Here is a 25,158-nt window from a genome sequence, read left to right as displayed (position 1 = left end):
GTTAAATCACCAGTGCGGGGGCATTTTGCGCAACAAAACGCCAGTGTGCAACTTTATTGACACGTTATGACAATTCGACGGTGCGGCACGCTTTTATCAATTATCCCTACGCAAACGGTTTCGTCGGCGGCGAGGATTCTCTATAATGACGCGCGTTTTCCCCTGTTGCGCCCAATGAAGCGTCTTATCCGTCGCTTCGAAGACGAGAGAACTTTGATTATGGAAATTCTGCGTGGTTCGCCCGCTTTATCGGCTTTTCGCATTACCAAACTGCTGTCCCGCTGCCAGGACGCTCACCTGCCCGTCAGTGATATCTACGCCGAGTACGTCCACTTTGCCGATGTTAGCGCACCGCTCAGTGCCGAAGAACACGCCAAGCTTCAGCGGCTGCTCAAGTACGGCCCTTCTCTCGCCGAACACGCCCCCGAAGGCCGGTTGCTGCTGGTTACGCCGCGTCCGGGCACCATTTCTCCCTGGTCTTCCAAAGCCACCGACATCGCCCACAACTGCGGTCTGCAGCAGGTCGTGCGCCTGGAGCGCGGCCTGGCGTTCTACGTCAAGGCGCCCGAGCTGACGGAAACCCAGTGGCGGCAGCTCGCCGCGCTGCTGCACGATCGCATGATGGAAACCGTCTTCAGCGAACTGCAACAGGCCGAACAGCTGTTCGCGCACCATCAGCCGGCGCCGTATCAGTCGGTCGACGTGCTGGGCGCAGGGCGCGCCGCGCTGGAGCAGGCCAACGTCCGGCTCGGCCTGGCGCTGGCGCAGGACGAGATCGACTATCTGCTGAATGCCTTTACCGGTTTGGGGCGCAACCCGACGGATATCGAACTTTATATGTTCGCGCAGGCCAACTCCGAGCACTGCCGCCACAAGATTTTCAACGCCGACTGGATCATCGACGGCGAACAGCAGCCTAAATCGCTGTTCAAAATGATCAAGAACACCTATGAGCAGACGCCGGACTATGTGCTGTCGGCGTATAAAGACAACGCTGCCGTGATGGAAGGCTCGCAGGTCGGCCGCTTCTTCGCCGCGCCGGAGACCGGCACCTACGATTACCATCAGGAAGACGCGCACATCCTGATGAAGGTGGAAACCCACAACCACCCGACGGCGATCTCGCCGTGGCCGGGCGCCGCGACCGGCTCCGGCGGCGAGATCCGCGACGAGGGGGCTACCGGCCGCGGCGCCAAGCCGAAGGCCGGCCTGGTGGGCTTCTCGGTGTCCAACCTGCGTATTCCCGGCTTTGAACAGCCGTGGGAACAGGATTTCGGCAAGCCGGAACGCATCGTCACCGCGCTGGATATCATGACCGAAGGCCCGCTGGGCGGCGCGGCGTTCAACAACGAATTCGGTCGTCCGGCGCTGCTGGGCTACTTCCGTACCTATGAAGAGCGCGTCAACAGCCACAACGGCGTTGAGCTGCGCGGCTACCACAAACCGATCATGCTGGCGGGCGGCATCGGCAACATCCGTGCCGATCACGTGCAGAAAGGGGAAATCACCGTCGGCGCCAAGCTGGTGGTGTTGGGCGGCCCGGCGATGAATATCGGCCTGGGCGGCGGCGCGGCCTCGTCGATGGCGTCCGGCCAGTCCGACGCCGATCTGGACTTCGCTTCGGTGCAGCGCGACAACCCGGAAATGGAGCGCCGCTGTCAGGAAGTGATCGACCGCTGCTGGCAGCTGGGCGATCAGAACCCGATCCTGTTTATCCATGACGTCGGCGCCGGCGGCCTGTCCAACGCCATGCCGGAGCTGGTGAGCGACGGCGGCCGCGGCGGCCGCTTCGAGCTGCGCGATATTCTCAACGACGAGCCGGGCATGAGCCCGCTGGAAGTGTGGTGCAACGAATCGCAGGAACGTTACGTGATGGCGATCGCCCCGGCGCAGATGGCGCAGTTCGACGAGATCTGCCGCCGCGAGCGCGCGCCTTATGCGGTGATCGGCGAAGCGACCGAAGAACAGCACCTGACGCTCAACGACCGCCACTTCGACAACCAGCCGATCGACATGCCGCTGGACGTACTGCTCGGCAAGACGCCGAAAATGACCCGCGACGTCACCCGCCTGCAGGCGAGCGGCGAGGCGGTGCAGCGCGAGAACATCACGCTGGCCGACGCGGTGAAACGCGTGCTGCATCTGCCGGCCGTGGCGGAGAAAACCTTCCTGATCACCATCGGCGACCGCACCGTTACCGGCATGGTGGCGCGCGACCAGATGGTCGGCCCGTGGCAGATCCCGGTGGCCGACTGCGCGGTCACCACCGCCAGCCTGGACAGCTATTACGGCGAAGCGATGTCGCTCGGTGAACGCGCGCCGGTGGCGCTGCTGGACTTCGCCGCCTCCGGCCGCCTGGCGGTCGGGGAAGCGCTGACCAACCTGGCCGCCACCGAGATCGGCAGCCTGAAGCGCGTGAAGCTGTCCGCCAACTGGATGGCCGCCGCCGGCCACCCGGGCGAAGACGCCGGCCTGTACGAAGCGGTAAAAGCGGTGGGCGAAGAACTGTGCCCGGCGCTGGGCATCACTATCCCGGTGGGTAAAGACTCCATGTCGATGAAGACCCGCTGGCAGGAAGGCAACGAACAGCGTGAAATGACCTCGCCGTTGTCGCTGGTCATCACCGCCTTCGCCCGCGTGGAGGACGTGCGCCACACCGTGACGCCGCAGCTGCGCACCGATAAGGGCGACAGCGCGCTGCTGTTGATCGACCTGGGCAACGGCCATAACGCGCTGGGCGCCACCGCGCTGGCGCAGGTTTATCGCCAACTGGGCGACAAGCCGGCCGACGTGCGCAACGTCGCGCAGCTGGCGGGCTTCTTCAACGCCATGCAGCAGCTGGTGGCCGATCGCGCGCTGCTGGCATACCACGATCGCGCCGACGGCGGCCTGCTGGTGACGCTGGCGGAGATGGCCTTCGCCGGTCACTGCGGCGTGGACGTCAACCTCGACGGCCTCGGCGACGATGCGCTGGCGGTGCTGTTCAACGAAGAGCTGGGCGCGGTGATCCAGGTGAGCGCCGAACGTCTCGACGACGTGAAGCAGGCGTTCGCTCAGCACGGTCTGACCGACAATGTGCATCACATCGGCAGCGTGCAGGCCGGCGATCGTTTCGTCATCACCCAACACGGCCAGGCGCTGTACAGCGAAAGCCGCAATACACTGCGCACCTGGTGGGCGGAAACCACCTGGCAGATGCAGCGCCTGCGCGACAACCCGGCGTGCGCCGATCAGGAACATCAGGCCAAGCAGGATGAACAAGATCCCGGCCTGAATGTGAAGCTGACCTTCGCACCGCAGGAAGACATCGCCGCGCCGTACATCGCCAAGGGCACTCGCCCGAAAGTGGCGGTGCTGCGTGAGCAGGGGGTGAACTCCCACGTTGAAATGGCGGCGGCGTTCCACCGCGCCGGCTTTGATGCGGTGGACGTGCACATGAGCGATCTGCTGGCGGGGCGCCGCGATCTGCAGGACTTCCACACGCTGGTGGCCTGCGGCGGCTTCTCTTACGGCGACGTACTGGGCGCCGGCGAAGGCTGGGCGAAGTCTATCCTGTTCAACGAGCGGGTGCGCGACGAGTTCGAAGCGTTCTTCCACCGTCCGCAGACGCTGGCGCTGGGCGTGTGCAACGGCTGCCAGATGATGTCCAACCTGCGCGAGCTGATCCCGGGCGCCGAACACTGGCCGCGCTTTGTGCGCAACCTGTCGGATCGCTTCGAGGCGCGTTTCAGCCTGGTGGAAGTTGCGGCCAGCCCGTCTCTGTTCCTGCAGGGCATGACCGGTTCGCGCATGCCGATCGCCGTTTCCCACGGCGAGGGGCATGTTGAAGTGCGCGATGCGGCGCATCTGGCCGCGCTGGAAAGCCACGGCCTGGTGGCGCTGCGTTTCGTCAACAACGCCGGTCAGGTGACGGAAACTTACCCGGCCAACCCGAACGGTTCGCCGAACGGCATTACCGCCGTGACCAGCGCCAACGGGCGCGCCACGGTGATGATGCCGCACCCGGAACGTGTGTTCCGCACCGTCAGCAACTCCTGGCACCCGGAAGAGTGGGGCGAGGACAGCCCGTGGATGCGCATGTTCCGCAACGCCCGTAAGCAGCTGGGCTAAAACGGCCACCGCCGTACAGAGGGTGCAAGCAATTGCGCCCTTTTTTATGGCCGGCGTTCGCCGTCTGGCGGCAGTGTCTGCATTTTGCGACAGGCGCTATTTTCCCTGTCGCTAAATGGAGACATTTAACTATTTGATTTTATTAATGGTAAATGGGTTTGACTTTAGTTGTCTGCATTTGGCGACAGCGCGGCGTTTTTTTCATCGCTCATCGGGGCGTGATGCACAAAGAAATTTGCTGATATAATCTTATTTTTTAATAAAATCATCTGGTTATTATTTTTATTGCAAAGTTGGCACGTAACGTGCATTATTCTCGGCGGCTGCTCATTCACCTTTTTATGACGGCGCCGTAATTAGACGGCAAATCGCCTCATAAGCCTCCGAATGATGCCAAAGAAATGGTGCCTATCGTCCAACCAAACCGATAACAGACCGTGCAAGCGGCTTTATCAAGCATCGGGCGACACGTGGAGTGAGGCACCGCCTGTATCCAACTGTGATGAAGGGTTCATCAATCCTGGATACTTACGGATGCTATTCGTCCTGTTCGATGCCAGCCGCTGCGCTACATCACCCTGGGGACGAGGTTTAAGGGCATCCACACTTTCCTTGCGTTGGGGCAAGTTTCTTGCCCCGATGTCAATTCTCAACGCTGCGCTTATCCCTGTTGCGTTGCCTATGCTCTCGAACGCAGACGCTATCCCCACACTCTCGTTTTCGCACCGGTTGATGTTGCCGGGGCCGCATGCCGTCGGCAGGCCAGGCCTATGGGCGCGGTTCACCGATCCCGCGGCTTTTTCCTTGCGCGTTCAGGATTCTCCCTTGCCGGGCTTTTCTCTTTCCGGCTAGTCAGTTAGCATCGTGACAGAGCTGAGAGAATGAGATGATTTCGTTGAAAAGATGGCGTTTATTCCCCCGTTCGCTGCGGCAATTGGTGCTGCTGGCCTTCCTGTTGGTGCTGCTGCCGCTGCTGGTGCTGGCCTATCAGGCCTACCAGAGCCTGGATCACCTCAGCGCGCAGGCGGCGGACATCAACCGCACCACGCTGGTGGACGCGCGGCGCAGCGAGGCGATGACCAGCGTGGCGCTGGAGATGGAGCGCAGCTATCGTCAGTACTGCGTGCTGGTCGATCCCACGCTGCAAAAGCTGTATCAGAACCAGCGCAAGCAGTATTCGCAGATGCTGGACGCCCATGCGCCGATTCTGCCGGACGAGCGCTATTATCAAACGTTGCGCCAGCTGCTGACCCAGCTGGCGGCGATCAAATGCCATAACAGCGGGCCGGATCAAGAGGCTTCCGCCTTGCTCGAGTCGTTCTCGCGCTCCAACGCCGAAATGGTGCAGGCCACGCGCGCGGTGGTGTTCTCGCGCGGCCAGCAGCTGCAGCAGGCCATCGCCGAGCGCGGCCAGTTCTTCGGCTGGCAGGCGCTGCTGCTGTTCCTGGTCAGCGTGCTGCTGGTGGTGCTGTTCACCCGCATGATCATCGGGCCGGTCAAGGCCGTGGAGCGGATGATCAACCGTCTGGGGGAAGGGCGCGCGCTGGGCAGCACCGCGTCGTTCAAAGGGCCGCGCGAGCTGCGTTCCCTGGCGCAGCGCATTATCTGGCTGAGCGAGCGGCTGGCGTGGCTGGAATCGCAGCGCCACGAGTTCTTGCGCCATATCTCGCACGAGCTGAAAACGCCGCTGGCCAGCATGCGCGAAGGCACCGAGCTGCTGGCCGACGAGGTGGCGGGGCCGCTGACTTCCGATCAGAAAGAGGTGGTGACGATCCTCGACAACAGCAGCCGCCATCTGCAGCAGCTGATTGAACAGCTGCTGGATTACAACCGCAAACTGGCCGATGGCCCGGCGGCACATGAGAACGTCGAGCTGCGCGAAATGGTCGATTTGGTGGTCGCCGCGCACAGTTTGCCGGCGCGGGCGAAGATGATTTCCACCGAAATTGCGCTGGAGGCGGAAATCTGCTGGGCAGAGCCTACGCTATTAATGCGCGTGCTGGATAATCTCTATTCCAATGCGGTGCACTACGGCAAGGAATCCGGTAACATTTGGATCCGCAGCCGTCAGGTTGGACAACGGGTGCAAATCGACGTCGCCAATACCGGCACGCCGATCCCCGAGGCTGAAAGAGCCATGATTTTCGAGCCTTTTTTCCAGGGTAGTCACCAGCGAAAAGGGGCGGTAAAAGGAAGCGGACTGGGGTTGAGCATCGCTCAGGACTGTATCCGTCGCATGCGCGGTGAGCTGCAACTGGCGACGGTCGCCGGTGCAGACGTCTGCTTCCGCATTGAATTGCCGTTAACCGCCGAGAATGAATAAATAATGTACACATGGTCTAAGCGACTTCGTCTTTCACAGACCGAAGGTTCACCGCGTGCCACGCACAGGACGCCGCTCGGCAAACGCCCGATCGGCTGGTTGGGCGCCGTCTTCTTTATGCCGCTGTTGCTGGCGGGCTGCGTCGATCGCGCCGTCAGCGGCGGCCTGAACGCTCAGCAGCAAGAGGCGATCCCGGATACCAAGGTGATCGATTACCGCACCGCGGCTTGCGATACCCTGTGGCAGTTGGACGACAAGGACGCGCTGGATAACGCGCTCTACTGGCTGCGCGCGATGGACTGCGCCGATCGCATTGGGTCGACCCAGGCGCGCGCGCTGGCGAAAACGGTGCCTGGCGACAGCTGGTCCGGCGTTTTCAAACAGAGCATCCTGTTGGGCAGCGCGCAGCCGACTTCCGGCGAGCGCCGCCAGATGATCGACAGGATCAACAGCTACCGAATGGAGTTCCCCGGCTCGTTGCGGCCGCTGACGCAGCTGTGGCGCCAGCAGCAGATGCTGCAGATCACGCTGTTCGATGAAAAAGCGCGCTATCAGCATCTGCAGGAGAGCAGCGACAGCCAGATCGATTCGCTGCGCCAGAGCCAGGCGCGCTTGCAATCGCAGCTGCAGGACACCTCGCGCAAGCTGGAAAACCTGACCGACATCGAGCGCCAGCTCTCTTCGCGCAAGCAGCTGCAAGGGGAAATCCCGGAAAACAACACAGGCTCGCAAAAGGGCGAAGCCGCCGGTAAAAACGGCGCGGCCGCGAAAGGGGCTGAGCCGCAGGACGAACCGGAAAAGGGCACTGCGCTGCCGGTTGAACCGGAAGACACCTATACGCCGCCCCCTGCCAATAAGGAGTCTCACGCGCAATGACCGCACGCAAACCGGCCAACCTGCTCTTGGTTGACGACGATCCCAGCCTGCTGAAGCTGCTGGGCATGCGTCTGACCAGCGAAGGTTTTCACGTCACCACCGCCGAAAGCGGCCAGGAAGCGCTGCGCCTGCTGGCGCGCGAACAGATCGATCTGGTGATCAGCGATCTGCGTATGGACGAGATGGACGGCATGGCGCTGTTCGCCGAGATCCAAAAGCATCAGCCGGGCATGCCGGTGATCATTCTCACCGCGCACGGTTCGATTCCCGATGCGGTGGCCGCCACCCAGCAGGGGGTGTTCAGCTTCCTCACCAAACCGGTGGATCGCGATGCGCTGTACAAGGCGATCGACGAAGCGCTCGCGCTGTCGGCCACCCCGGCCGGCGACGACGCCTGGCGCGAAGATATCGTCACCCGCAGCCCGCTGATGCTGCGCCTGCTGGAGCAGGTGAAAATGGTGGCGCAGTCCGACGTCAGCGTCTTGATCAACGGCCAGAGCGGCACCGGCAAAGAGGTGGTGGCGCAGGCGATCCACGCCGCCAGCCCGCGCGCCGGCAAGGCGTTCATCGCCATCAACTGCGGCGCGCTGCCGGAGCAGCTGCTGGAGTCCGAACTGTTCGGCCACGCCAAGGGCGCCTTTACCGGCGCGGTCAGCAGCCGCGAAGGGCTGTTCCAGGCGGCGGCGGGCGGCACGCTGTTCCTCGACGAGATCGGCGATATGCCGCTGTCGCTGCAGGTGAAGTTGCTGCGCGTGCTGCAGGAGCGCAAGGTGCGGCCGCTGGGCAGCAACCGCGATCTGGACATTGACGTGCGCATCATCTCCGCCACCCACCGCGATCTGCAAAAGGCGATGGCGAAGAACGAGTTCCGCGAAGATCTCTACTATCGCCTCAACGTGGTGAACCTGAAGATCCCGGCGCTGAACGAACGCGCCGAAGATATCCCGCTGCTGGCCAACCACCTGTTGCGCGAAGCGGCCCAGCGGCACAAGCCGTTCGTGCGCAGCTTCTCGACCGACGCCATGAAGCGGCTGATGACCGCCAGCTGGCCGGGCAACGTGCGCCAGCTGGTCAACGTCATCGAGCAGTGCGTGGCGCTGACCTCGGCGCCGGTGATCGGCGAAGCGCTGGTGGAGCAGGCGCTGGAAGGGGAAAACACCGCGCTGCCGACCTTCGCCGAAGCGCGCAACCAGTTCGAATTGCACTACCTGCGCAAGCTGTTGCAGATCACCAAGGGCAACGTGACCCAGGCCGCGCGCATGGCGGGCCGCAACCGCACCGAGTTTTACAAATTGCTGTCGCGCCACGAGCTGGACGCCAACGATTTTAAAGAATGACAGTTTGCCGCCGGTGCCTGCCACGCAGGTTCTCAACAAATCCGGCGGAATGATTTACACTCCGTTCTCTTTGCCGCGGCGCGCCCGGCGTAGAGCACCATGGAACGTATTAAGCGGGATCGTACACAAATGAGCAGATCACTTTCCATCGCCCTGGCCCAGCTGAACCTGCTGGTCGGCGACATTGAAGGCAACACCGAACGCATGTTGCAAATCGTGCAGGAGCAGCAGAAGGCGGGAGCCGATCTGGTCATGTTCAGCGAACTGGCGCTGTCCGGCTACCCGCCGGAAGATCTGCTGTATCGCAATGACTTCTATCAGCGCTGCGACGCGCAGCTGCTGCGCCTGCAGCAGGCCTCCGCCGAGACCGCGATCCTGGTCGGCCACCCGTGGCGCGAAGGCGACAAGCTGTATAACGCGCTGTCGCTGTTCGCCGAAGGCCGCCTGCTGACCCGCTACTTTAAACAGCAGCTGCCGAACTACGGCGTGTTCGATGAGAAGCGCTATTTCCACGCTGGCAACGACACCTGCGTGGTGGAACTGAAAGGCTACCGTCTGGGGCTGCTGATTTGCGAAGATCTGTGGTTCCCTGAGCCGATTGACGCCGCCAAGGCGGCCGGCGCGGAAATTATCCTGTCGATCAACGCCTCGCCGTATAACCGCGAAAAGCCGTATATCCGCAAAACCCTGATGGCCGGCCACTGCCAGCGCACCCAGCTGCCGCTGGTGTACCTCAATCAGGTCGGCGGCCAGGATGAGCTGATCTTCGACGGCTGTTCCAAGGTCTTCGACGCCGCCGGCACCATGACCCACCGTCTGGCGGCCTTCGACGAGCAAGTGACCCGCCTGGAATTCAACGAGCTGGCCGTGGTGCCGATGGCCGATCCGGCCGCCGAGCTGCCGCAGCTGGCGCAGGTGTACCAGGCGCTGGTGTTGGCGGTGCGCGACTACGTGACCAAAAACGGCTTTAAAGGCGCGGTGCTGGGGCTGTCCGGCGGCATCGACTCGGCGCTGACGCTGGCGATCGCCGTAGATGCGCTGGGCAAAGACAAGGTGCAGGCGCTGATGATGCCGTTCCGCTATACCGCGGACATCAGCATCGCCGACGCCAAGGAAGAGGCGGAAATCCTCGGCGTGGAGTTCGATATCGTCTCCATCGAACCGATGTTCGACGCCTTTATGGGCCAGCTGTCGCCGATGTTCGCCGGCACCGAGCGCGACACCACCGAAGAAAACCTGCAGGCGCGTTGCCGCGGGGTGGTGCTGATGGCGCTGTCCAACAAACGCCGCAGCATCGTGCTGACCACCGGCAACAAGAGCGAAATGGCGGTGGGATACGCCACGCTGTACGGCGATATGGCCGGCGGTTTCGACGTGCTGAAGGACGTGCCGAAAACGCTGGTGTTCAAGCTGTCCGAATACCGTAACACCGTCTCCTACGTGATCCCGCAGCGGGTGATCGATCGTCCGCCGTCCGCCGAGCTGGCGCCGGATCAGGTCGATCAGGACAGCCTGCCGCCATACGATATCCTGGACGCGATCCTGGAAGGCTACGTTGAGCGCGACAAGTCGGTTGCCGATCTGGTGGCCGAAGGGTTCGACGAAGCGATCGTGCGCAAGGTGATCCGCCTGGTGGACATCAACGAATACAAGCGGCGTCAGGCCGCCGTCGGGCCGCGTATAACCGCCCGTAACTTCGGCAAAGACCGCCGCTACCCCATCACATCCGGTTTTGGCCGCAAAAATTGGTAAAAGGAAAGAAGATGAAAAAGATCGACGCGATTATCAAGCCGTTCAAACTGGATGACGTCCGCGAAGCGCTGGCCGAAGTGGGCATCACCGGCATGACGGTCACCGAAGTGAAAGGCTTCGGCCGCCAGAAGGGCCACACCGAGCTGTACCGCGGCGCCGAGTACATGGTCGATTTTCTGCCCAAGGTGAAGATCGAGATCGTGGTTGCCGACGACATCGTCGACACCTGCGTGGAAACCATCATGCAGACCGCGCAGACCGGCAAGATCGGCGACGGCAAAATCTTCGTCTTCGACGTGGCGCGCGTGGTGCGCATCCGTACCGGCGAGCAGGACGAAGAAGCGATTTAATGTGATCGTCTACCGAGCACCGCCAGCTTGAGCCTGGGCAGTGCTCGGTCTCCTCACGTACTGCGTGTACGCTCCGGGCCCTGCGCGCTGGCCGTGCCCAATCTGGCCGGCGCTCGCTACGCCCCACACCTCAGTGAACATCTCCCGACCTCTCCACAATTCTGGTTATTTTCACCATTAGCATTCTAAAAAAGCGAACGCTATCGCGTTTTTGATACTTTGCCCGATCGCTTCACGGCCGGCGTCTACACTCAACGCAATGTTTTTGCTTGAGGAATCATCCCCATGATGACGTTACGCCAAATCCGCCACTTTATCGCGGTGGCGGAAACCGGGTCGATCTCCGCCGGCGCCCAGGCGGTGTTTGTCTCCCAGTCTTCGCTGACGCTGGCGATCCAGCAGTTGGAAACCGAGATCGGCGTGCGGCTGTTCGATCGCCACGCCAAGGGCATGACGCTGACCCATCAGGGGCACCAGTTTCTGCGCCAGTCGTATCTGATTCTGGCGACGGTGGACAACGCCAAGCGCAGCCTGCAGATCGGCACCGAAAGCCTGACCGGCAAGCTGACCGTCGGCGTCACCAGCCTGGTGGCCGGCTACTTCCTGGTGGAGCTGCTTACGCGCTTTAAATCGGCCTATCCCAACGTCACCGTACAGGTGGTTGAAGACGAGCGCCCGTATATCGAGCATCTGCTGGTCAGCGGCGAGATCGACATCGGCGTGCTGATCCTGTCGAACATCGAAGACCGCGACGCGCTGCAGACCGAGGTGCTGATGCACTCGCCGTATCGCCTGTGGTTGCCGCCGCTGCACCCGCTGCTGGAGCACGAGAGCATCAGCCTGGCGGACGTGGCCAAACAGCCGCTGATCCAGCTCAACGCCGATGAAATGGACGTGCACGCGCGGCGCATCTGGGCGCGCGCCGGGCTGAAACCGGAGATCGCCATGAAGACCGCCTCGACTGAGGCGGTGCGCAGCCTGGTGGCGGCAGGGATGGGGGTCTCCATCCAGCCGGACATGGCGTACCGCGCCTGGTCGCTGGAAGGCAACATGATCGAGGCGCGCAAGCTGGACGATCTGCTGGAGCCGCTGGACATCGGGTTGGCGTGGCGGCGTGGCAGCGCGCGGCCGGAGCTGGTGACGCCGTTCCTTACCATCGCGCGCGAGAACGGCAGCAAACACGCCGCCGGGCTTAAGCATTCGATTTAATCGAACGCGGCGTTCAGTATTTAGAATTTGTTGCCCGCCAGAGGCTCGCTTAGGCTGATTAAAACTAACTTATTCACATTTGGTTAACGTTTTTGTCACTTAGGGGCGTCAGGCGATGGCAGATGTGCAGGTTCTCTCAGGTTTGTCCTGTCAGCAGTTCATTAACGGTCAGCTTATCGACGGCGAAGGCCAGCAGGAGTGCATCGTCAATCCGGCCAACGGCGAGACGCTGATCGCCCTGACCGAAGCCTCTTCGGCGCAGGTCGGCGGCGCGGTGAAAGCCGCGCAGCAGGCGTTCGGCCACTGGTCGCGCACCACGCCGGCCCAGCGCGCCGCTCTGTTGCTGCGCATCGCCGACGCCATCGAGCGGCAGGCGCCGCAGCTGGCGCAGCTGGAAGCCCTCAACTGCGGTAAACCACTGCATCAGGCGCTCAATGACGATCTGCCGGCGGCGGTCGACGTGTTCCGCTTCTTCGCCGGCGCGGTGCGCACGCAGCAAGGGCAGCTGGCCGGCGAGTATGTGCCGGGCCACACCTCGATGATCCGCCGCGATCCGATCGGCGTGGTGGCCTCGATCGCCCCCTGGAACTATCCGTTGATGATGGCGGCGTGGAAGATCGCGCCGGCGTTGGCGGCGGGCAATACCGTGGTGTTTAAACCCTCCGAACATACGCCGCTGACTATTCTGGCGCTGGTGCCGGCGCTGCAGGAGATCCTGCCGCCGGGCGTGCTGAATATCGTCTACGGCGGCGGCGAAGGGGTCGGCAGCCAGCTGGTGGGGCACCCGCAGGTGCGGCTGGTGTCGGTCACCGGCGATATCGTCACCGGGCAAAAAATTCTTCAGGCGGCGGCCAAAAGCGTCAAGCGCACCCACCTGGAACTGGGGGGCAAGGCGCCGGTGATCGTCTGCGACGACGCCGATCTCGACGAAGTGGTCAACGGCATTCGCACCTACGGCTATTACAACGCCGGCCAGGACTGCACCGCCGCCTGCCGCATCTACGCGCAGGCGGGCATCTATCCCAAGCTGGTGGACGCGCTGGGCGAGGCGGTCGCCAGCCTGCGTTTCGCCCGCAAGCGCGATCAGGACAACGAAATCGGCCCGTTAATCAGTGCCCGCCAGCGCGATCGCGTCGCCAGCTTCGTCGAGCGGGCGCTCAGCCAACCGCATATCGAATTGATCACCGGCGCCGCGGCCCACTCCGGGCCGGGGTTCTATTACCAACCGACCCTGCTGGCGGGCTGCCTGCAAAGCGACGAAATCGTGCAGCGCGAGGTGTTTGGCCCGGTGGTCAGCGTCACGCGCTTCGAACACCTGGAGCAGGCGGTGGCGTGGGCCAACGACTCGGAATACGGGCTGGCTTCGTCGGTGTGGACGCAAAATATCGATCGGGCGCTGCACATCGCCGCCCATCTGCAGTACGGCAGCACCTGGATCAACACCCATTTCACCTTGGCGAGCGAGATGCCGCACGGCGGCCTGAAACGCTCCGGCTACGGCAAGGATCTGTCCAGCGATTCGCTGCAGGATTACAGCGTTGTCAGGCACGTAATGGCGAAGTTCAAAGCCGGCTTCTAACGGTTATATCAAGAAAAATCAGGCGGCAGCCGTTCCCTGCCGCATACCGATAAGCAACACAGGGGTAATTACGATGGGAAAAACTACCGCAGTCACCACCACCGTCTCCGCGCTCTGTCTTACCGTGCTGTGCGGCCTGGCCCAGGCGGCCGATCTGCCGCAGACGCTGGGCAAAGGCGAAGGCCGGCTGGATATCATCGCCTGGCCCGGCTACATCGAACGCGGCCAGTCCGACAAAAACTACGACTGGGTCACCCAGTTTGAGAAGCAAACCGGCTGTGCGGTGAACGTGAAGACCGCCGCCACCTCTGATGAAATGGTCAGCCTGATGGCCAAGGGCGGCTACGATCTGGTGACCGCCTCCGGCGACGCCTCGCTGCGCCTGATCTTCGGCAAGCGGGTGCAGCCGATCAACACCGCGCTGATCCCTAACTGGAAGAACATCGATCCGCGCCTGCTGAACGGCGCCTGGTACACCGTGGACGGTAAAACCTACGGCACGCCGTACCAGTGGGGGCCGAACCTGCTGATGTACAACACCAAAACCTTCCCGACGCCGCCGGACAGCTGGGCGGTGATCTTCCAGCAGCAGAACCTGCCGGACGGCAAGAGCAACCAGGGCCGGGTGCAGGCTTACGACGGCCCGATCTACATCGCCGACGCGGCGCTGTTCCTGAAAGCCACCCAGCCGCAGCTCGGCATCAGCGATCCATACCAGCTCAACGAAGAGCAGTATCAGGCGGCGCTGAAGCTGCTGCGCAGCCAGCACGCGCTGATCCACCGCTACTGGCACGACACCTCGGTGCAGATGAGCGACTTTAAAAACGAAGGCGTGGTGGCCTCCAGCGCCTGGCCGTATCAGGCCAACGCCCTGAAGGGCGAGGGGCAGCCGATCGCCACCGTGTTCCCGAAAGAGGGCGTGACCGGCTGGGCGGACACCACCATGCTGCATGCCGACGCCAAGCACCCGAGCTGCGCCTACCAGTGGATGAACTGGTCGCTGGAGCCGAAGGTGCAGGGCGACGTGGCGGCCTGGTTCGGGTCGGTGCCGGCTTCGCCGGCGGGCTGCAAGGCCAGCGCGCTGCTGGGTGAGAAGGGCTGCGAAACCAACGGCTTCAACCAGTTCGACAAAATCGCCTTCTGGAAAACGCCGCAGGCGCAGGGCGGCAAGTTCGTGCCGTACAGCCGCTGGACCCAGGATTACATCGCCATCATGGGCGGCCGCTAAGCCGCGGGGCGCAGCCCGCTGCGCCCGAACTACATCAGTATGGAGCACAGAAAATGACCATTGCCGTGCAATTCATCGATGTTTCGCGGACTTTCGGCGATGTTCGCGCCGTGGATCGGGTATCCATCGACATTCAGGACGGGGAATTCTTCTCCATGCTCGGGCCGTCCGGCTCGGGCAAAACCACCTGCCTGCGCCTGATCGCCGGCTTTGAACAGCTCACTTCCGGCTCGATTCGCATCCACGGCCAGGAAGCCGCCAACCTGCCGCCGTACCAGCGCGACGTGAATACGGTGTTTCAGGATTACGCGCTGTTCCCGCACATGTCGGTGCTGGAAAACGTCGCCTACGGCCTGATGGTGAAGGGCGTCGCCAAACGCGAGCGGCTGGCGCGGGCGCAAGAGGCGCTGGAGAGCGTGGCGCTCGGTTTCGTTGCCGAACGCAAACCGGCGCACCTGTCGGGCGGCCAGCGGCAGCGCGTGGCGTTGGCGCGCGCGCTGGTCAATCGGCCGCGGGTGCTACTGCTGGACGAACCGCTCGGCGCGCTGGATCTCAAGCTGCGCGAGCAGATGCAGGGCGAGCTGAAGAAGCTGCAGCGCCAGCTGGGCATCACCTTTATCTTTGTCACCCACGATCAAAGCGAAGCGCTGTCGATGTCCGATCGGGTGGCGGTGTTCAATAACGGCCGCATCGAACAGGTGGATACGCCGCGCGAGCTTTACATGCGGCCTAAGACGCCGTTCGTCGCCGAATTTGTCGGCACCTCCAACGTGGTGCGCAGCGAGCTGGCGCAGCGCCTGCTCGGCGAAAGCCGAATCTTCTCGATCCGGCCGGAGCATATCCGCCTGCTGGAGCAGGGCGGCGCGGCGCAGGACGAGATCCAGGTGCAGGGCACGCTGCAGGAAATCCATTACCAGGGCGCGGCCACGCGGTATGAAATCGCGCTGAACGGCGGCGAAAAGCTGCTGGTCAGCCAGGCCAATCCGCAGTGGCTCGCCGAAGGGCAACAGCGGCAGATCGGCCAGCCGATCGTCGCCTGCTGGCCGCGCGCGGCGATGGTGCCGCTGCTGGAGGAGAGGTGAGATGGACATGAGCATCGATTCCCCCTCGGCGCGCGGCGGCACCGTGCGCGCGCTGTCGACCTGGCTCTATCGCCGGCCGACGCTGTATCTGCTTTTGCTGCTGGTGCCGCCGCTGCTGTGGTTCGGCGCGGTGTACCTCGGTTCGCTGCTGACGCTGCTGTGGCAAGGGTTTTACACCTTTGACGATTTCACCATGGCGGTGACGCCGGATCTGACCTTCGCCAACCTGGCGGCGCTGTTCAACCCGGCCAACTACGACATCATCCTGCGCACGCTGACCATGGCGGTGCTGGTGTCGCTGGCCAGCGCGGTGCTGGCGTTCCCGATCGCCTATTACATGGCGCGCTACACCAGCGGCCGGGTCAAGGCGTTCTTTTACATCGCGGTGATGATGCCGATGTGGGCCAGCTATATCGTTAAAGCCTACGCCTGGACCCTGCTGCTGGCGAAAGACGGCGTGGCGCAGTGGTTCCTGCAGCACCTGGGGCTGGAGCCGCTGTTGGCTTCGCTGCTGACGGTGCCCGGCGTCGGCGGCAACACGCTGTCGACCTCGGGGCTGGGGCGTTTTCTGGTGTTCGTCTATATCTGGCTGCCGTTCATGATCCTGCCGATCCAGGCGGCGCTGGAGCGCCTGCCGCCCTCGCTGCTGCACGCCTCGGCGGATCTGGGCGCCCGGCCGGCGCAGACCTTCCGCCACGTCATTTTGCCGCTGGCGGTGCCGGGCATCGCCGCCGGGTCGATCTTCACCTTCTCGCTGACGCTGGGCGACTTTATCGTGCCGCAGCTGGTGGGGCCGCCGGGCTATTTCATCGGCAGCATGGTGTACGCCCAGCAGGGTGCGATCGGCAATATGCCGATGGCCGCGGCCTTTACGCTGGTGCCGATCGTCCTGATCGCCATCTACCTTTCCATCGTCAAACGTCTGGGGGCTTTCGATGCACTCTGAACGCGCGCCCTTAGGGCTGAAGCTGGCCGCCTGGGGCGGACTTGTCTTCCTGCATTTCCCGTTGGCGATCATCGCCATTTACGCCTTCAACACCGAGGATGCCGCTTTCAGCTTCCCGCCGAAGGGCTTTACGCTGCACTGGTTCAACGTTGCCGCCGGGCGGCAGGACATCCTCGATGCGGTGCTGCTGTCGGCGCAGATCGCCTGCCTGGCGACCGCCATCGCGCTGGTGCTCGGCACCCTGGCGGCGGCGGCGCTGTATCGGCGCGATTTCTTCGGCAAGGACAGCATTTCGCTGCTGTTGCTGCTGCCGATCGCGCTGCCGGGGATCGTCACCGGTCTGGCGCTGCTGGCGGCGTTCAAGGCGCTGAACATCGAGCCGGGCATCCTGACTATCGTCGTCGGCCATGCGACGTTCTGCGTGGTGATCGTGTTCAACAACGTCATCGCCCGGTTCCGCCGCACCTCGTACAGCCTGATCGAAGCGTCGATGGATCTCGGCGCCGACGGCTGGCAAACCTTCCGTTACGTGATCTTGCCGAACCTCGGCTCGGCGCTGCTGGCCGGGGGCATGCTGGCGTTTGCGCTGTCGTTCGATGAAATCATCGTGACCACCTTTACCGCCGGCCACGAGCGCACGCTGCCGCTGTGGCTGCTGAACCAGCTCGGTCGCCCGCGCGATGTGCCGATCACCAACGTGGTGGCGCTGTCGGTGATGCTGTTGACCATGCTGCCGATCCTCGGCGCTTACTACCTGACCAAGGGTGGGGAAAGCGTCGCCGGCAGCGGCAAATAATTTCCTTACCCGACCTCTGATAAAAGGATAACCCTATGCAAAGCCAACTGTTGATTGACGGCCACCTGGTGAACGGCCAGGGCGCGACCCAGCCGGTGTATAACCCGGCGACCGGCGAAGTTATCGCGCAGGTGGCGGAGGCCAGCCCGGAGCAGGTCGATCGCGCGGTGCTGGCGGCGGACGCCGCGTTCGCCGCCTGGGGGCAAACCACGCCGAAAGAGCGCGCCGAGCATCTGCTCAAGCTGGCGGATCTGATCGATGAGCATGCCGAGACCTTCGCCAGGCTGGAGTCGCTCAACTGCGGCAAGCCTTATCACTGCGTGTTGAACGACGAACTGCCGGCGGTGGCCGACGTGTTTCGCTTCTTCGCCGGAGCCAGCCGCTGCCTGACCGGCATGGCGGCCGGCGAGTATCTGGCCGGGCATACCTCGATGATCCGCCGCGATCCGCTGGGCGTGGTGGCCTCGATCGCGCCGTGGAACTACCCGCTGATGATGGCGGCCTGGAAACTGGCGCCGGCGCTGGCGGCGGGCAACTGCGTGGTGATCAAGCCTTCCGAGCAGACGCCGCTGACCACTTTCAAACTGGCCGAACTGGCCGCCGGGCTGTTCCCGCCGGGCGTGCTCAACGTGCTGTTCGGCCGCGGCGCAAGCGTCGGCGATCGGTTGACCGGGCATGACAAGGTGCGCATGGTGTCGCTGACCGGCTCGATCGCCACCGGCGAGCACATCATCGCCCACACCGCCGCCGGCATTAAGCGCACCCATATGGAGCTGGGCGGCAAGGCGCCGGTGCTGGTGTTCGACGACGCCGATCTGCAGCAGGTGGTGGACGGCATTCGCGGCTTCGGTTTCTACAACGCCGGGCAGGATTGCACCGCCGCCTGCCGCATCTACGCGCAGAAAAGCATTTATCCCGAGCTGGTGAAGCGGCTGGGCGAGGCGGTGGCCAGCCTGAAGATCGGCGCGCCGGATGACGAGGGCACCGAGCTGGGGCCATTGATTACCGCCCAGCATCTGGAACGGGTCGCCGGTTTTGTCGAGCGAGCCAAAGCCTTGCCGCACGTGCAGGTGGTGACCGGCGGCGAGAAGGTGAAGGGGCCGGGTTACTACTTCCAGCCGACGCTGCTGGCTGGCGCGCGCCAGGAGGATGAGATCGTGCAGCGCGAGGTGTTCGGCCCGGTAGTGACGGTGACGCCGTTTGACGACGAAGAGCAGGTGCTAGCCTGGGCGAACGAATCCAACTACGGGCTGGCGTCTTCCGTGTGGACCCGCGACGTGGGCCGTGCGCATCGCTTAAGCGCCCGCCTGCAATACGGCTGCACCTGGGTGAACACCCACTTCATGCTGGTGAGCGAAATGCCGCACGGCGGCCAGAAACTGTCCGGCTACGGCAAGGATATGTCGATGTACGGGCTGGAGGATTACACCGCCATTCGTCATGTGATGTTCAAACATTGATTTTACAATAATTATCCGCACAATAGCGCGGCCTTCGGGCCGGCCCCGGCCGGCCGATGATAATAAAAATTGAAAGGAAGCCTATATGGGTATTACCCGACGCGATTTTCTCAACGGGGTGGCGATCACCATCGCCGCCGGGTTGACGCCGCTGCAAATCTTGCGCGCGTCGCCGCAAACCGCCAATCAAACCCTGTACTACCCGCCGGCGCTGACCGGGCTGCGGGGTAACCATCCGGGCTCGTTCGAGCATGCGCACCAGTTGGGGCGCGACGGCAAAACCTTTGATTTCGGCAGCGTGCCCGCCGTTGAAGAGTTCGATCTGGTGGTGGTCGGCGCCGGCATCAGCGGGTTGGCGGCCGCCTGTTTCTGGCAGCAGCTGAAAGGTGAGCAGCAGCGCATTTTGCTGATCGACAACCATGACGACTTCGGCGGCCACGCCAAGCGCAACGAATTCAACACCGACGACGGCATGCTGCTCGGCTACGGCGGCAGCGAATCGCTGCAGTCGCCGCGCTCCAACTTCAGCCCGGTGGCGATGGGGCTGCTGCGCAAGCTCGGCGTCGATATCGATCGGCTGGAGCAGGCGTTTGACACCACCTTCTACCCGGATCTGAACCTGAGCCGCGGGGTTTACTTCGATCGCAAAAACTTCGGCGTCGACAAGGTGGTGAGCGGCGATCCGGGCCGCACGGTGGCGGACGACATTCCGCGCGATCGTCTCAACGGCCGCTCTTATGAAGCGTTCATCGGCGATTTCCCGCTGCCGGAAAGCGATCGCCAGGCGCTGATCGCGCTGCACACGGTGGAGAAGGATTATCTGCCGGAGATGACGCTGGAGCAGAAGGTCGAGTGGCTCGATACCCACAGCTACACCCAGTTCCTGCGTGAGAAGGTGGGCCTGAGTGAGCTGGCGATCCGTTATTTCCAGCAGACCACCAACGATTTCCAGGCGGTGGGCATCGACGGCACGTCGTGCAGCGATGCGCGCATCTGCGATCTGCCGGGCCTTGACGGCATGAATCTGCCGCCGCTGGACGAAGAGTCGCAGGCGGATCTCGACGATCCTTACGTCTTCCACTTCCCGGACGGCAACGCCACGCTGGCGCGCCTGATGGTGCGCAAGCTGATCCCGGCGGTGGCGCCGGCCGGCAAAGACATGAACGACGTGGTGCTGGCCAAATTCGACTACGGCCAGCTCGATCGGCCGGAATCGCCGGTGAAGCTGCGTTTGAACAGCACCGGGCTGCATGCGGCCAACGTTGGCGACAAGGTGGAAGTCACCTACATGACCGGCGAGAAGATGACCAAGGTGCGCGCCGGGCAGGTGGTGATGGCCGGCTACAACATGATGATCCCGTACCTGGTGCCGGAGATGTCGCATGAGCAGCAGGAGGCGCTGAAACAGAACGTCAAGTCGCCGCTGGTGTACAGCAAGGTGGTGATCCGCAACTGGCAGCCGTTCATCAAGCTGGGCGTGCACGAGATCTATTCGCCGGCCGCGCCGTACAGCCGCGTGAAGCTGGATTACCCGGTGAGCATGGGCGGGTATCAGCACCCGCGCGATCCGGATCGGCCGATCGGCCTGCATATGGTGTACGTGCCGACGCTGCCGGGCAGCGGCCTCAGCCCGCGCGAGCAGTCGCGCAAAGGGCGCGCGCTGCTGCTGGGCACGCCGTTCGAGGTGCACGAGCAGATGATCCGCGAACAGCTGCAGGGCATGCTGGGCGAGGCCGGTTTCGACCATCAGCGCGACATTCAGGCGATCACCGTCAACCGCTGGTCGCACGGTTACTCCTACTTCCTCAACGGGCTGTTTGACGACGAAGACGAGGCCACGAAAATCATCGAAACGGCGCGGCAGCCGATCGGCAAGATCGTTATCGCCAACTCCGATGCCGACTGGAGCCCGTACGCCAACTCGGCTATCGATCAGGCGTGGCGCGCGGTGAATGAACTGGCCTACGGCAAGGTTGCCGCCAAGGAGGGAGCATGAGTCTGCGTTCGCTGTACCTGTTGAGCCTGCTGGCGGCAGGCGGCTCGGCCCAGGCGATGTCGGCCGGGGAATACGTCGCCAAAGCCGGTGACTGTACCGCCTGCCACACCGCGCCGGGCGGCGCCGAATTGGCGGGTGGCATGAAGTTCCCGACGCCGCTCGGGGCTATCTACGCCACCAACATCACGCCGGACAAGCTGCACGGCATCGGCGCCTATTCGTTCGAAGAGTTCGATCGCGCCATGCGCCAGGGGGTAGCCAAAGACGGCCACCGGCTCTACCCGGCGATGCCGTACACCTCGTACGCCAAAATGAGCGCGGAAGACATGCGCGCGCTGTATGACTATCTGATGAATGAGGTGCCGGCGCAGAACGTGGCCAACCGCGCCAGCGACATCAGCTGGCCGCTGTCGATGCGCTGGCCGCTGGCGGTGTGGAACCAGCTGTTCCACGACGACCGGCCGTATCAGGCGGATCCGCAGCAAAGCGCCGAGTGGAACCGCGGCGCCTACCTGGTGCAGGGCGCGGGCCATTGCGGCAGTTGCCACACGCCGCGCGGCTGGGCGATGCAGGAGAAGGGGCTGGACGGCAAGGAGCCGGTGTTCCTGAGCGGCTCCGAGCTGGACGGCTGGTACGCCTCCAATCTGCGCGGCCTGCCGCCGGAAGAGGTGACGGCGCTGCTGAAAACCGGCCGCAGCCGCCATGCGGCGGTCGCCGGGCCGATGAGCGAGGTGGTGACCCACAGCACGCAGTATCTCAGCGACGGCGATCTGAACGCCATCGCGGTGTACCTGCGCAGCCTGGCGCCGGAAACCGCCGCCAAAGCCGCTGCGCCTGCCGCGCAGGCGGATAACCCGGGCGGCAAGGCGACCTACGCGATGTACTGCTCGACCTGCCACGGCAACAAGGGGGAGGGCACCGACTTCGCCATTCCGGCGCTGGCGGGCAATGCCACGGTAACGGCGGACAATCCGCTGACCGCGCTGCGGGTGGTGCTGGAGGGGGCGCATACGCCGATCACGCAGCAGGCGATGGCGTTCGACATGCCGGCTTACGGCTGGGCGTTGAACGATCGGCAGGCGGCGGATCTGATGAGTTATCTGCGGGGAAGCTGGGGCAACCAGGCGGCGCCGGTGACGGTGCAGCAGGTGCAGGACGCGCGCCAACTGCAGGCGAAATGAAGAGGGAGCGCGGTCTGACGGCCGCGCTCCGCAAGCATTACAGCACCTTATGCGGGCCGAAGCATTCGTAGTGGATGCGTTCGGCCTCTACGCCCATTTCCAGCAGCTGTTTGCCCACGAACTGCATGAAGGCCACCGGGCCGCAGAAGTAATAGTGCATCTGCGGATCGGCCAGGCTGCCTTGCAGCGCGCTCAAATCCATCAATCCGCGGCTGTGGTAGTCGCGGCCTTCCACGTCATCGGCGCCCGGCTCGCGGTACCACACATGGCGGCTCAGATTCGGCATGCGCCCGGCAATATCCGCCACTTCATCGGCAAAGGCGTGCACGCCGCCGTTTTCCGCCGCGTGCAACCAGTGGACCTGCGCCTGATGCTGGCTGTCGTGCAGGGTGTTGAGCATGCCGAGCATCGGGGTTTGGCCGACGCCGGCGGAGATCAGCGCCACCGGCGTGGTCGGCGCCACGTCGAGGAAGAAGTCGCCGTGCGGCGGGGCGATGTAGATCACGTCGCCTTCCTGCGCCTGCTGGTGCAGGTAGTTGGACACTTTCCCCTGATCTTCGCGCTTCACCGCGATGCGGTAGAACTCGCCGTTCGGCGAGGTGGTCAGCGAGTACTGGCGAATTTCCTGATGTTCCAGGCTGTCGTGCTTGATGTAGACCGCCAGATACTGCCCCGGTTTGAAGTCCGCCACCCGGCCGCCGTCCACCGGTGCCAGCACGAAACTGCAGATCACGTCGCTCTGCGGCTGTTTCTTCAGGATGCGGAACGCGCGCAGATCGCGCCAGCCGCCGTTGTCGGTTTCACTCTGCTGATAAATCTGTTCTTCACGCTGGATAAACACGTTGGCCAGCACGCCGTAGGCCTTGCCCCAGGCGTCCAGGACTTCCTGACCCGGGCTGAACATTTCGTCCAGGGTCGCCAGCAGGTGACCGCCGACGATGTTGTACTGCTCCGGCTGGATATTGAAGCTGGTGTGCTTCTGCGCGATGCGCTCCACCGCCGGCAGCAGCGCCGCCAGGTTCTCGATGTTGGCGGCATAGGCGCAGATGGCGTCGAACAGCGCCTGACGCTGATCGCCGTTGCGCTGGTTGCTCATGTTGAAAATGTCTTTCAATTCCGGGTTGTGCGCGAACATGCGATCGTAAAAGTGGGCGGTCAGCTTCGGCCCGGTCGCAGCCAGCAGGGGAAGGGTGGATTTCACGGTGGCGATGGTTTGGCTATCCAGCATGGAAGCGCTCCTTGGGTTGGGATCTTGACGATAATTGTAATGATGCATTTTAAATGCATCTTATTGGGTTCCGCGTCGCTTGTAAATACCCTTGTTTTCGTTGCGGTGTTCTTCGGGCGTCGATCGCGCTCACAGAACATGAAAAAAGCGCATCGTTCGCATGAGGAAATGTCCGTTGATAAACGGCGGCGTTTAGCGGATCAAAGCCTTGCGCCACCTTATGCCAATCGTTTGCGTAAAAACCTCTGTCAAGACCTATCTTCGGTGGGGCGAAACGGTTTACACTGTGGCCCAGAGCCCAAACGGGTAGTTATTTGGTGATTTTTTAGTTAGCTGATTTAAGTCAGGAGATGCCGGATGTTAAAGCGTGAAATGAACATTGCCGATTACGATGCGGAACTGTGGCGTGCCATGGAGCAGGAAGTGGTGCGTCAGGAAGAGCACATCGAGCTGATCGCGTCTGAGAACTACACCAGCCCGCGCGTGATGCAGGCTCAGGGTTCCCAGCTGACCAACAAATACGCTGAAGGCTATCCGGGCAAGCGTTACTACGGCGGCTGCGAATACGTGGATATCGTTGAGCAGCTGGCTATCGATCGCGCCAAAGAATTGTTCGGCGCCGATTACGCCAACGTGCAGCCGCACTCCGGCTCCCAGGCTAACTTCGCCGTGTACACCGCCCTGCTGCAGCCGGGCGACACCATTCTGGGCATGAACCTGGCGCACGGCGGCCACCTGACCCACGGTTCCCCGGTCAACCTGTCCGGCAAACTGTATAACGTGGTGCCTTACGGCATCGACGACAAAGGCCAAATCGACTATGACGATCTGGCCAAGCAGGCGCAAACCCACAAGCCGAAAATGATCATCGGCGGCTTCTCCGCTTACTCCGGCGTGGTTGACTGGGCCAAAATGCGCGAAATCGCCGACAGCATCGGCGCTTACCTGTTCGTCGACATGGCGCACGTGGCGGGCCTGATCGCCGCCGGCGTCTACCCGAACCCGGTACCGCACGCGCACATCGTCACCACCACCACCCACAAAACCCTGGCGGGCCCGCGCGGCGGCCTGATCCTGGCGAAGGGCGGCGACGAAGAGCTGTACAAGAAGCTGAACTCCGCCGTGTTCCCTGGCGGCCAGGGCGGCCCGCTGATGCACGTGATCGCCGGCAAGGCGGTGGCGCTGAAAGAAGCGATGGAGCCTGAGTTCAAGGTTTACCAGCAGCAAGTGGCGGTCAACGCCAAGGCGATGGTGGAAGTGTTCCTGCAGCGCGGCTACAAAGTGGTCTCCGGCGGCACCCATAACCACCTGTTCCTGCTGGATCTGGTCGACAAAAACCTGACCGGTAAAGAAGCGGACGCCGCCCTGGGCCGCGCCAACATCACCGTCAACAAAAACAGCGTGCCGAACGATCCGAAAAGCCCGTTCGTCACCTCCGGCGTGCGTATCGGCACCCCGGCCGTCACCCGTCGCGGCTTCAAAGAAGCCGACGTGCGCGAACTGGCCGGTTGGATCTGTGATGTGCTGGACAACATCAACGATGAAGCCACCATCGAACGCACCAAGAAGAAAGTGCTGGATATCTGCGCCCGCCTGCCGGTTTACGCGTAATCCCGCTTTCGCCCGACAAAACCCGCTGCGGCGGGTTTTTTTGTGGCCGCTCGCGGCAAACTGTGAGCTGTCTGGCACTCTAACGCATTGAAGT

General features: G+C 63.0%; 17 protein-coding genes. 16 read left to right on the top strand and 1 reads right to left on the bottom strand.

The window, feature by feature from the left end:
- The first annotated feature begins 216 nt into the window (after positions 1 to 216).
- From purL to ACSBQQ_RS19055, 15 genes are all read left to right on the top strand, one after another.
- On the top strand, positions 217 to 4,110 hold the full coding sequence (gene purL, locus ACSBQQ_RS19125) for a phosphoribosylformylglycinamidine synthase (RefSeq protein WP_195903466.1): 3,894 nt from the start codon (positions 217 to 219) through the stop codon (positions 4,108 to 4,110).
- Between the two features lie 886 nt (positions 4,111 to 4,996).
- Entirely contained in the window at positions 4,997 to 6,433 is a 1,437-nt protein-coding gene (locus tag ACSBQQ_RS19120) for a sensor histidine kinase (RefSeq protein WP_033635614.1), read from the top strand.
- A 3-nt stretch (positions 6,434 to 6,436) separates the two neighbouring features.
- The gene (gene qseG / locus ACSBQQ_RS19115) at positions 6,437 to 7,309 is read left to right on the top strand and encodes a two-component system QseEF-associated lipoprotein QseG (protein ID WP_051917635.1); all 873 of its coding nucleotides are present in this window, start codon (positions 6,437 to 6,439) and stop codon (positions 7,307 to 7,309) included.
- On the top strand, positions 7,306 to 8,646 hold the full coding sequence (gene glrR / locus ACSBQQ_RS19110) for a two-component system response regulator GlrR (RefSeq protein ID WP_033635613.1): 1,341 nt from the start codon (positions 7,306 to 7,308) through the stop codon (positions 8,644 to 8,646). The genes qseG and glrR overlap by 4 nt, the downstream gene beginning before the upstream one ends.
- Positions 8,647 to 8,775: 129 nt before the next feature.
- The gene (locus ACSBQQ_RS19105) at positions 8,776 to 10,398 is read left to right on the top strand and encodes an NAD+ synthase (protein WP_025303930.1); all 1,623 of its coding nucleotides are present in this window, start codon (positions 8,776 to 8,778) and stop codon (positions 10,396 to 10,398) included.
- A gap of 11 nt (positions 10,399 to 10,409) precedes the next feature.
- Positions 10,410 to 10,748: a nitrogen regulatory protein P-II gene (glnB, locus tag ACSBQQ_RS19100; protein ID WP_004847623.1), complete on the top strand. Its 339-nt coding sequence runs from the start codon at positions 10,410 to 10,412 to the stop codon at positions 10,746 to 10,748.
- Between the two features lie 285 nt (positions 10,749 to 11,033).
- Entirely contained in the window at positions 11,034 to 11,957 is a 924-nt protein-coding gene (locus ACSBQQ_RS19095; RefSeq protein ID WP_004941365.1) for a LysR substrate-binding domain-containing protein, read from the top strand.
- A 115-nt stretch (positions 11,958 to 12,072) separates the two neighbouring features.
- On the top strand, positions 12,073 to 13,536 hold the full coding sequence (locus ACSBQQ_RS19090) for a gamma-aminobutyraldehyde dehydrogenase (protein ID WP_049194935.1): 1,464 nt from the start codon (positions 12,073 to 12,075) through the stop codon (positions 13,534 to 13,536).
- 73 nt (positions 13,537 to 13,609) lie between these two features.
- Positions 13,610 to 14,764 (top strand): putative ABC transporter substrate-binding protein YdcS, encoded by a 1,155-nt coding sequence (gene ydcS / locus ACSBQQ_RS19085; RefSeq protein WP_033648931.1) that lies wholly within the window; start codon positions 13,610 to 13,612, stop codon positions 14,762 to 14,764.
- Positions 14,765 to 14,817: 53 nt separating this feature from the next.
- A complete protein-coding gene (locus ACSBQQ_RS19080; protein WP_041036357.1) occupies positions 14,818 to 15,846 on the top strand; it encodes an ABC transporter ATP-binding protein in 1,029 nt (342 codons plus the stop codon).
- A gap of 1 nt (position 15,847) precedes the next feature.
- Positions 15,848 to 16,792, top strand: a complete 945-nt coding sequence (locus ACSBQQ_RS19075) for an ABC transporter permease (RefSeq protein ID WP_025303927.1) — start codon at positions 15,848 to 15,850, stop codon at positions 16,790 to 16,792.
- Complete coding sequence (locus ACSBQQ_RS19070; protein ID WP_004941378.1) at positions 16,782 to 17,588, top strand: ABC transporter permease; 807 nt, start codon at positions 16,782 to 16,784, stop codon at positions 17,586 to 17,588. The genes ACSBQQ_RS19075 and ACSBQQ_RS19070 overlap by 11 nt, the downstream gene beginning before the upstream one ends.
- A gap of 35 nt (positions 17,589 to 17,623) precedes the next feature.
- Positions 17,624 to 19,048: an aminobutyraldehyde dehydrogenase gene (patD, locus tag ACSBQQ_RS19065; protein ID WP_060428982.1), complete on the top strand. Its 1,425-nt coding sequence runs from the start codon at positions 17,624 to 17,626 to the stop codon at positions 19,046 to 19,048.
- Between the two features lie 85 nt (positions 19,049 to 19,133).
- Complete coding sequence (locus ACSBQQ_RS19060) at positions 19,134 to 21,044, top strand: NAD(P)/FAD-dependent oxidoreductase (RefSeq protein WP_039568551.1); 1,911 nt, start codon at positions 19,134 to 19,136, stop codon at positions 21,042 to 21,044.
- Complete coding sequence (locus ACSBQQ_RS19055; protein ID WP_060428980.1) at positions 21,041 to 22,225, top strand: c-type cytochrome; 1,185 nt, start codon at positions 21,041 to 21,043, stop codon at positions 22,223 to 22,225. The genes ACSBQQ_RS19060 and ACSBQQ_RS19055 overlap by 4 nt, the downstream gene beginning before the upstream one ends.
- A 37-nt stretch (positions 22,226 to 22,262) precedes the next feature.
- On the opposite strand, the gene hmpA is transcribed toward ACSBQQ_RS19055, so the two are convergent.
- Positions 22,263 to 23,453, bottom strand: coding sequence for an NO-inducible flavohemoprotein (gene hmpA / locus ACSBQQ_RS19050; protein WP_041036350.1), 1,191 nt, complete (start codon positions 23,451 to 23,453; stop codon positions 22,263 to 22,265).
- A 357-nt stretch (positions 23,454 to 23,810) separates the two neighbouring features.
- On the opposite strand from hmpA, the gene glyA reads away from it, so the two are divergent.
- Positions 23,811 to 25,064 carry a serine hydroxymethyltransferase gene (gene glyA, locus ACSBQQ_RS19045; protein ID WP_004941389.1) on the top strand — a complete coding sequence of 418 codons (1,254 nt, stop codon included), beginning with the start codon at positions 23,811 to 23,813 and terminating at the stop codon, positions 25,062 to 25,064.
- The last annotated feature ends 94 nt before the right edge of the window (positions 25,065 to 25,158 follow it).

Origin of the sequence: Serratia sp. G204Y, assembly GCF_051172435.1 — a bacterium.
In the GTDB taxonomy this organism is placed as follows: Bacteria; Pseudomonadota; Gammaproteobacteria; order Enterobacterales; family Enterobacteriaceae; genus Serratia; species Serratia sarumanii.
Note: the sequence above shows the minus strand (reverse complement) of the source record. Positions and strands in the feature narration are given on the sequence as shown.

Excerpts from the sequence above, each read along its gene's own strand:
- ACSBQQ_RS19120 (WP_033635614.1), top strand. The coding sequence starts at position 4,997 with ATGATTTCGTTGAAAAGATGGCGTTTATTCCCCCGTTCGCTGCGGCAA.
- ACSBQQ_RS19095 (WP_004941365.1), top strand. The coding sequence starts at position 11,034 with ATGATGACGTTACGCCAAATCCGCCACTTTATCGCGGTGGCGGAAACC.
- patD (WP_060428982.1), top strand. The coding sequence starts at position 17,624 with ATGCAAAGCCAACTGTTGATTGACGGCCACCTGGTGAACGGCCAGGGC.
- ACSBQQ_RS19070 (WP_004941378.1), top strand. The coding sequence starts at position 16,782 with ATGCACTCTGAACGCGCGCCCTTAGGGCTGAAGCTGGCCGCCTGGGGC.
- qseG (WP_051917635.1), top strand. The coding sequence starts at position 6,437 with ATGTACACATGGTCTAAGCGACTTCGTCTTTCACAGACCGAAGGTTCA.
- ACSBQQ_RS19090 (WP_049194935.1), top strand. The coding sequence starts at position 12,073 with ATGGCAGATGTGCAGGTTCTCTCAGGTTTGTCCTGTCAGCAGTTCATT.
- ACSBQQ_RS19105 (WP_025303930.1), top strand. The coding sequence starts at position 8,776 with ATGAGCAGATCACTTTCCATCGCCCTGGCCCAGCTGAACCTGCTGGTC.
- ACSBQQ_RS19055 (WP_060428980.1), top strand. The coding sequence starts at position 21,041 with ATGAGTCTGCGTTCGCTGTACCTGTTGAGCCTGCTGGCGGCAGGCGGC.
- ACSBQQ_RS19075 (WP_025303927.1), top strand. The coding sequence starts at position 15,848 with ATGGACATGAGCATCGATTCCCCCTCGGCGCGCGGCGGCACCGTGCGC.
- ACSBQQ_RS19080 (WP_041036357.1), top strand. The coding sequence starts at position 14,818 with ATGACCATTGCCGTGCAATTCATCGATGTTTCGCGGACTTTCGGCGAT.
- ACSBQQ_RS19060 (WP_039568551.1), top strand. The coding sequence starts at position 19,134 with ATGGGTATTACCCGACGCGATTTTCTCAACGGGGTGGCGATCACCATC.
- glrR (WP_033635613.1), top strand. The coding sequence starts at position 7,306 with ATGACCGCACGCAAACCGGCCAACCTGCTCTTGGTTGACGACGATCCC.
- glyA (WP_004941389.1), top strand. The coding sequence starts at position 23,811 with ATGTTAAAGCGTGAAATGAACATTGCCGATTACGATGCGGAACTGTGG.
- glnB (WP_004847623.1), top strand. The coding sequence starts at position 10,410 with ATGAAAAAGATCGACGCGATTATCAAGCCGTTCAAACTGGATGACGTC.
- ydcS (WP_033648931.1), top strand. The coding sequence starts at position 13,610 with ATGGGAAAAACTACCGCAGTCACCACCACCGTCTCCGCGCTCTGTCTT.
- hmpA (WP_041036350.1), bottom strand. The coding sequence starts at position 23,453 with ATGCTGGATAGCCAAACCATCGCCACCGTGAAATCCACCCTTCCCCTG.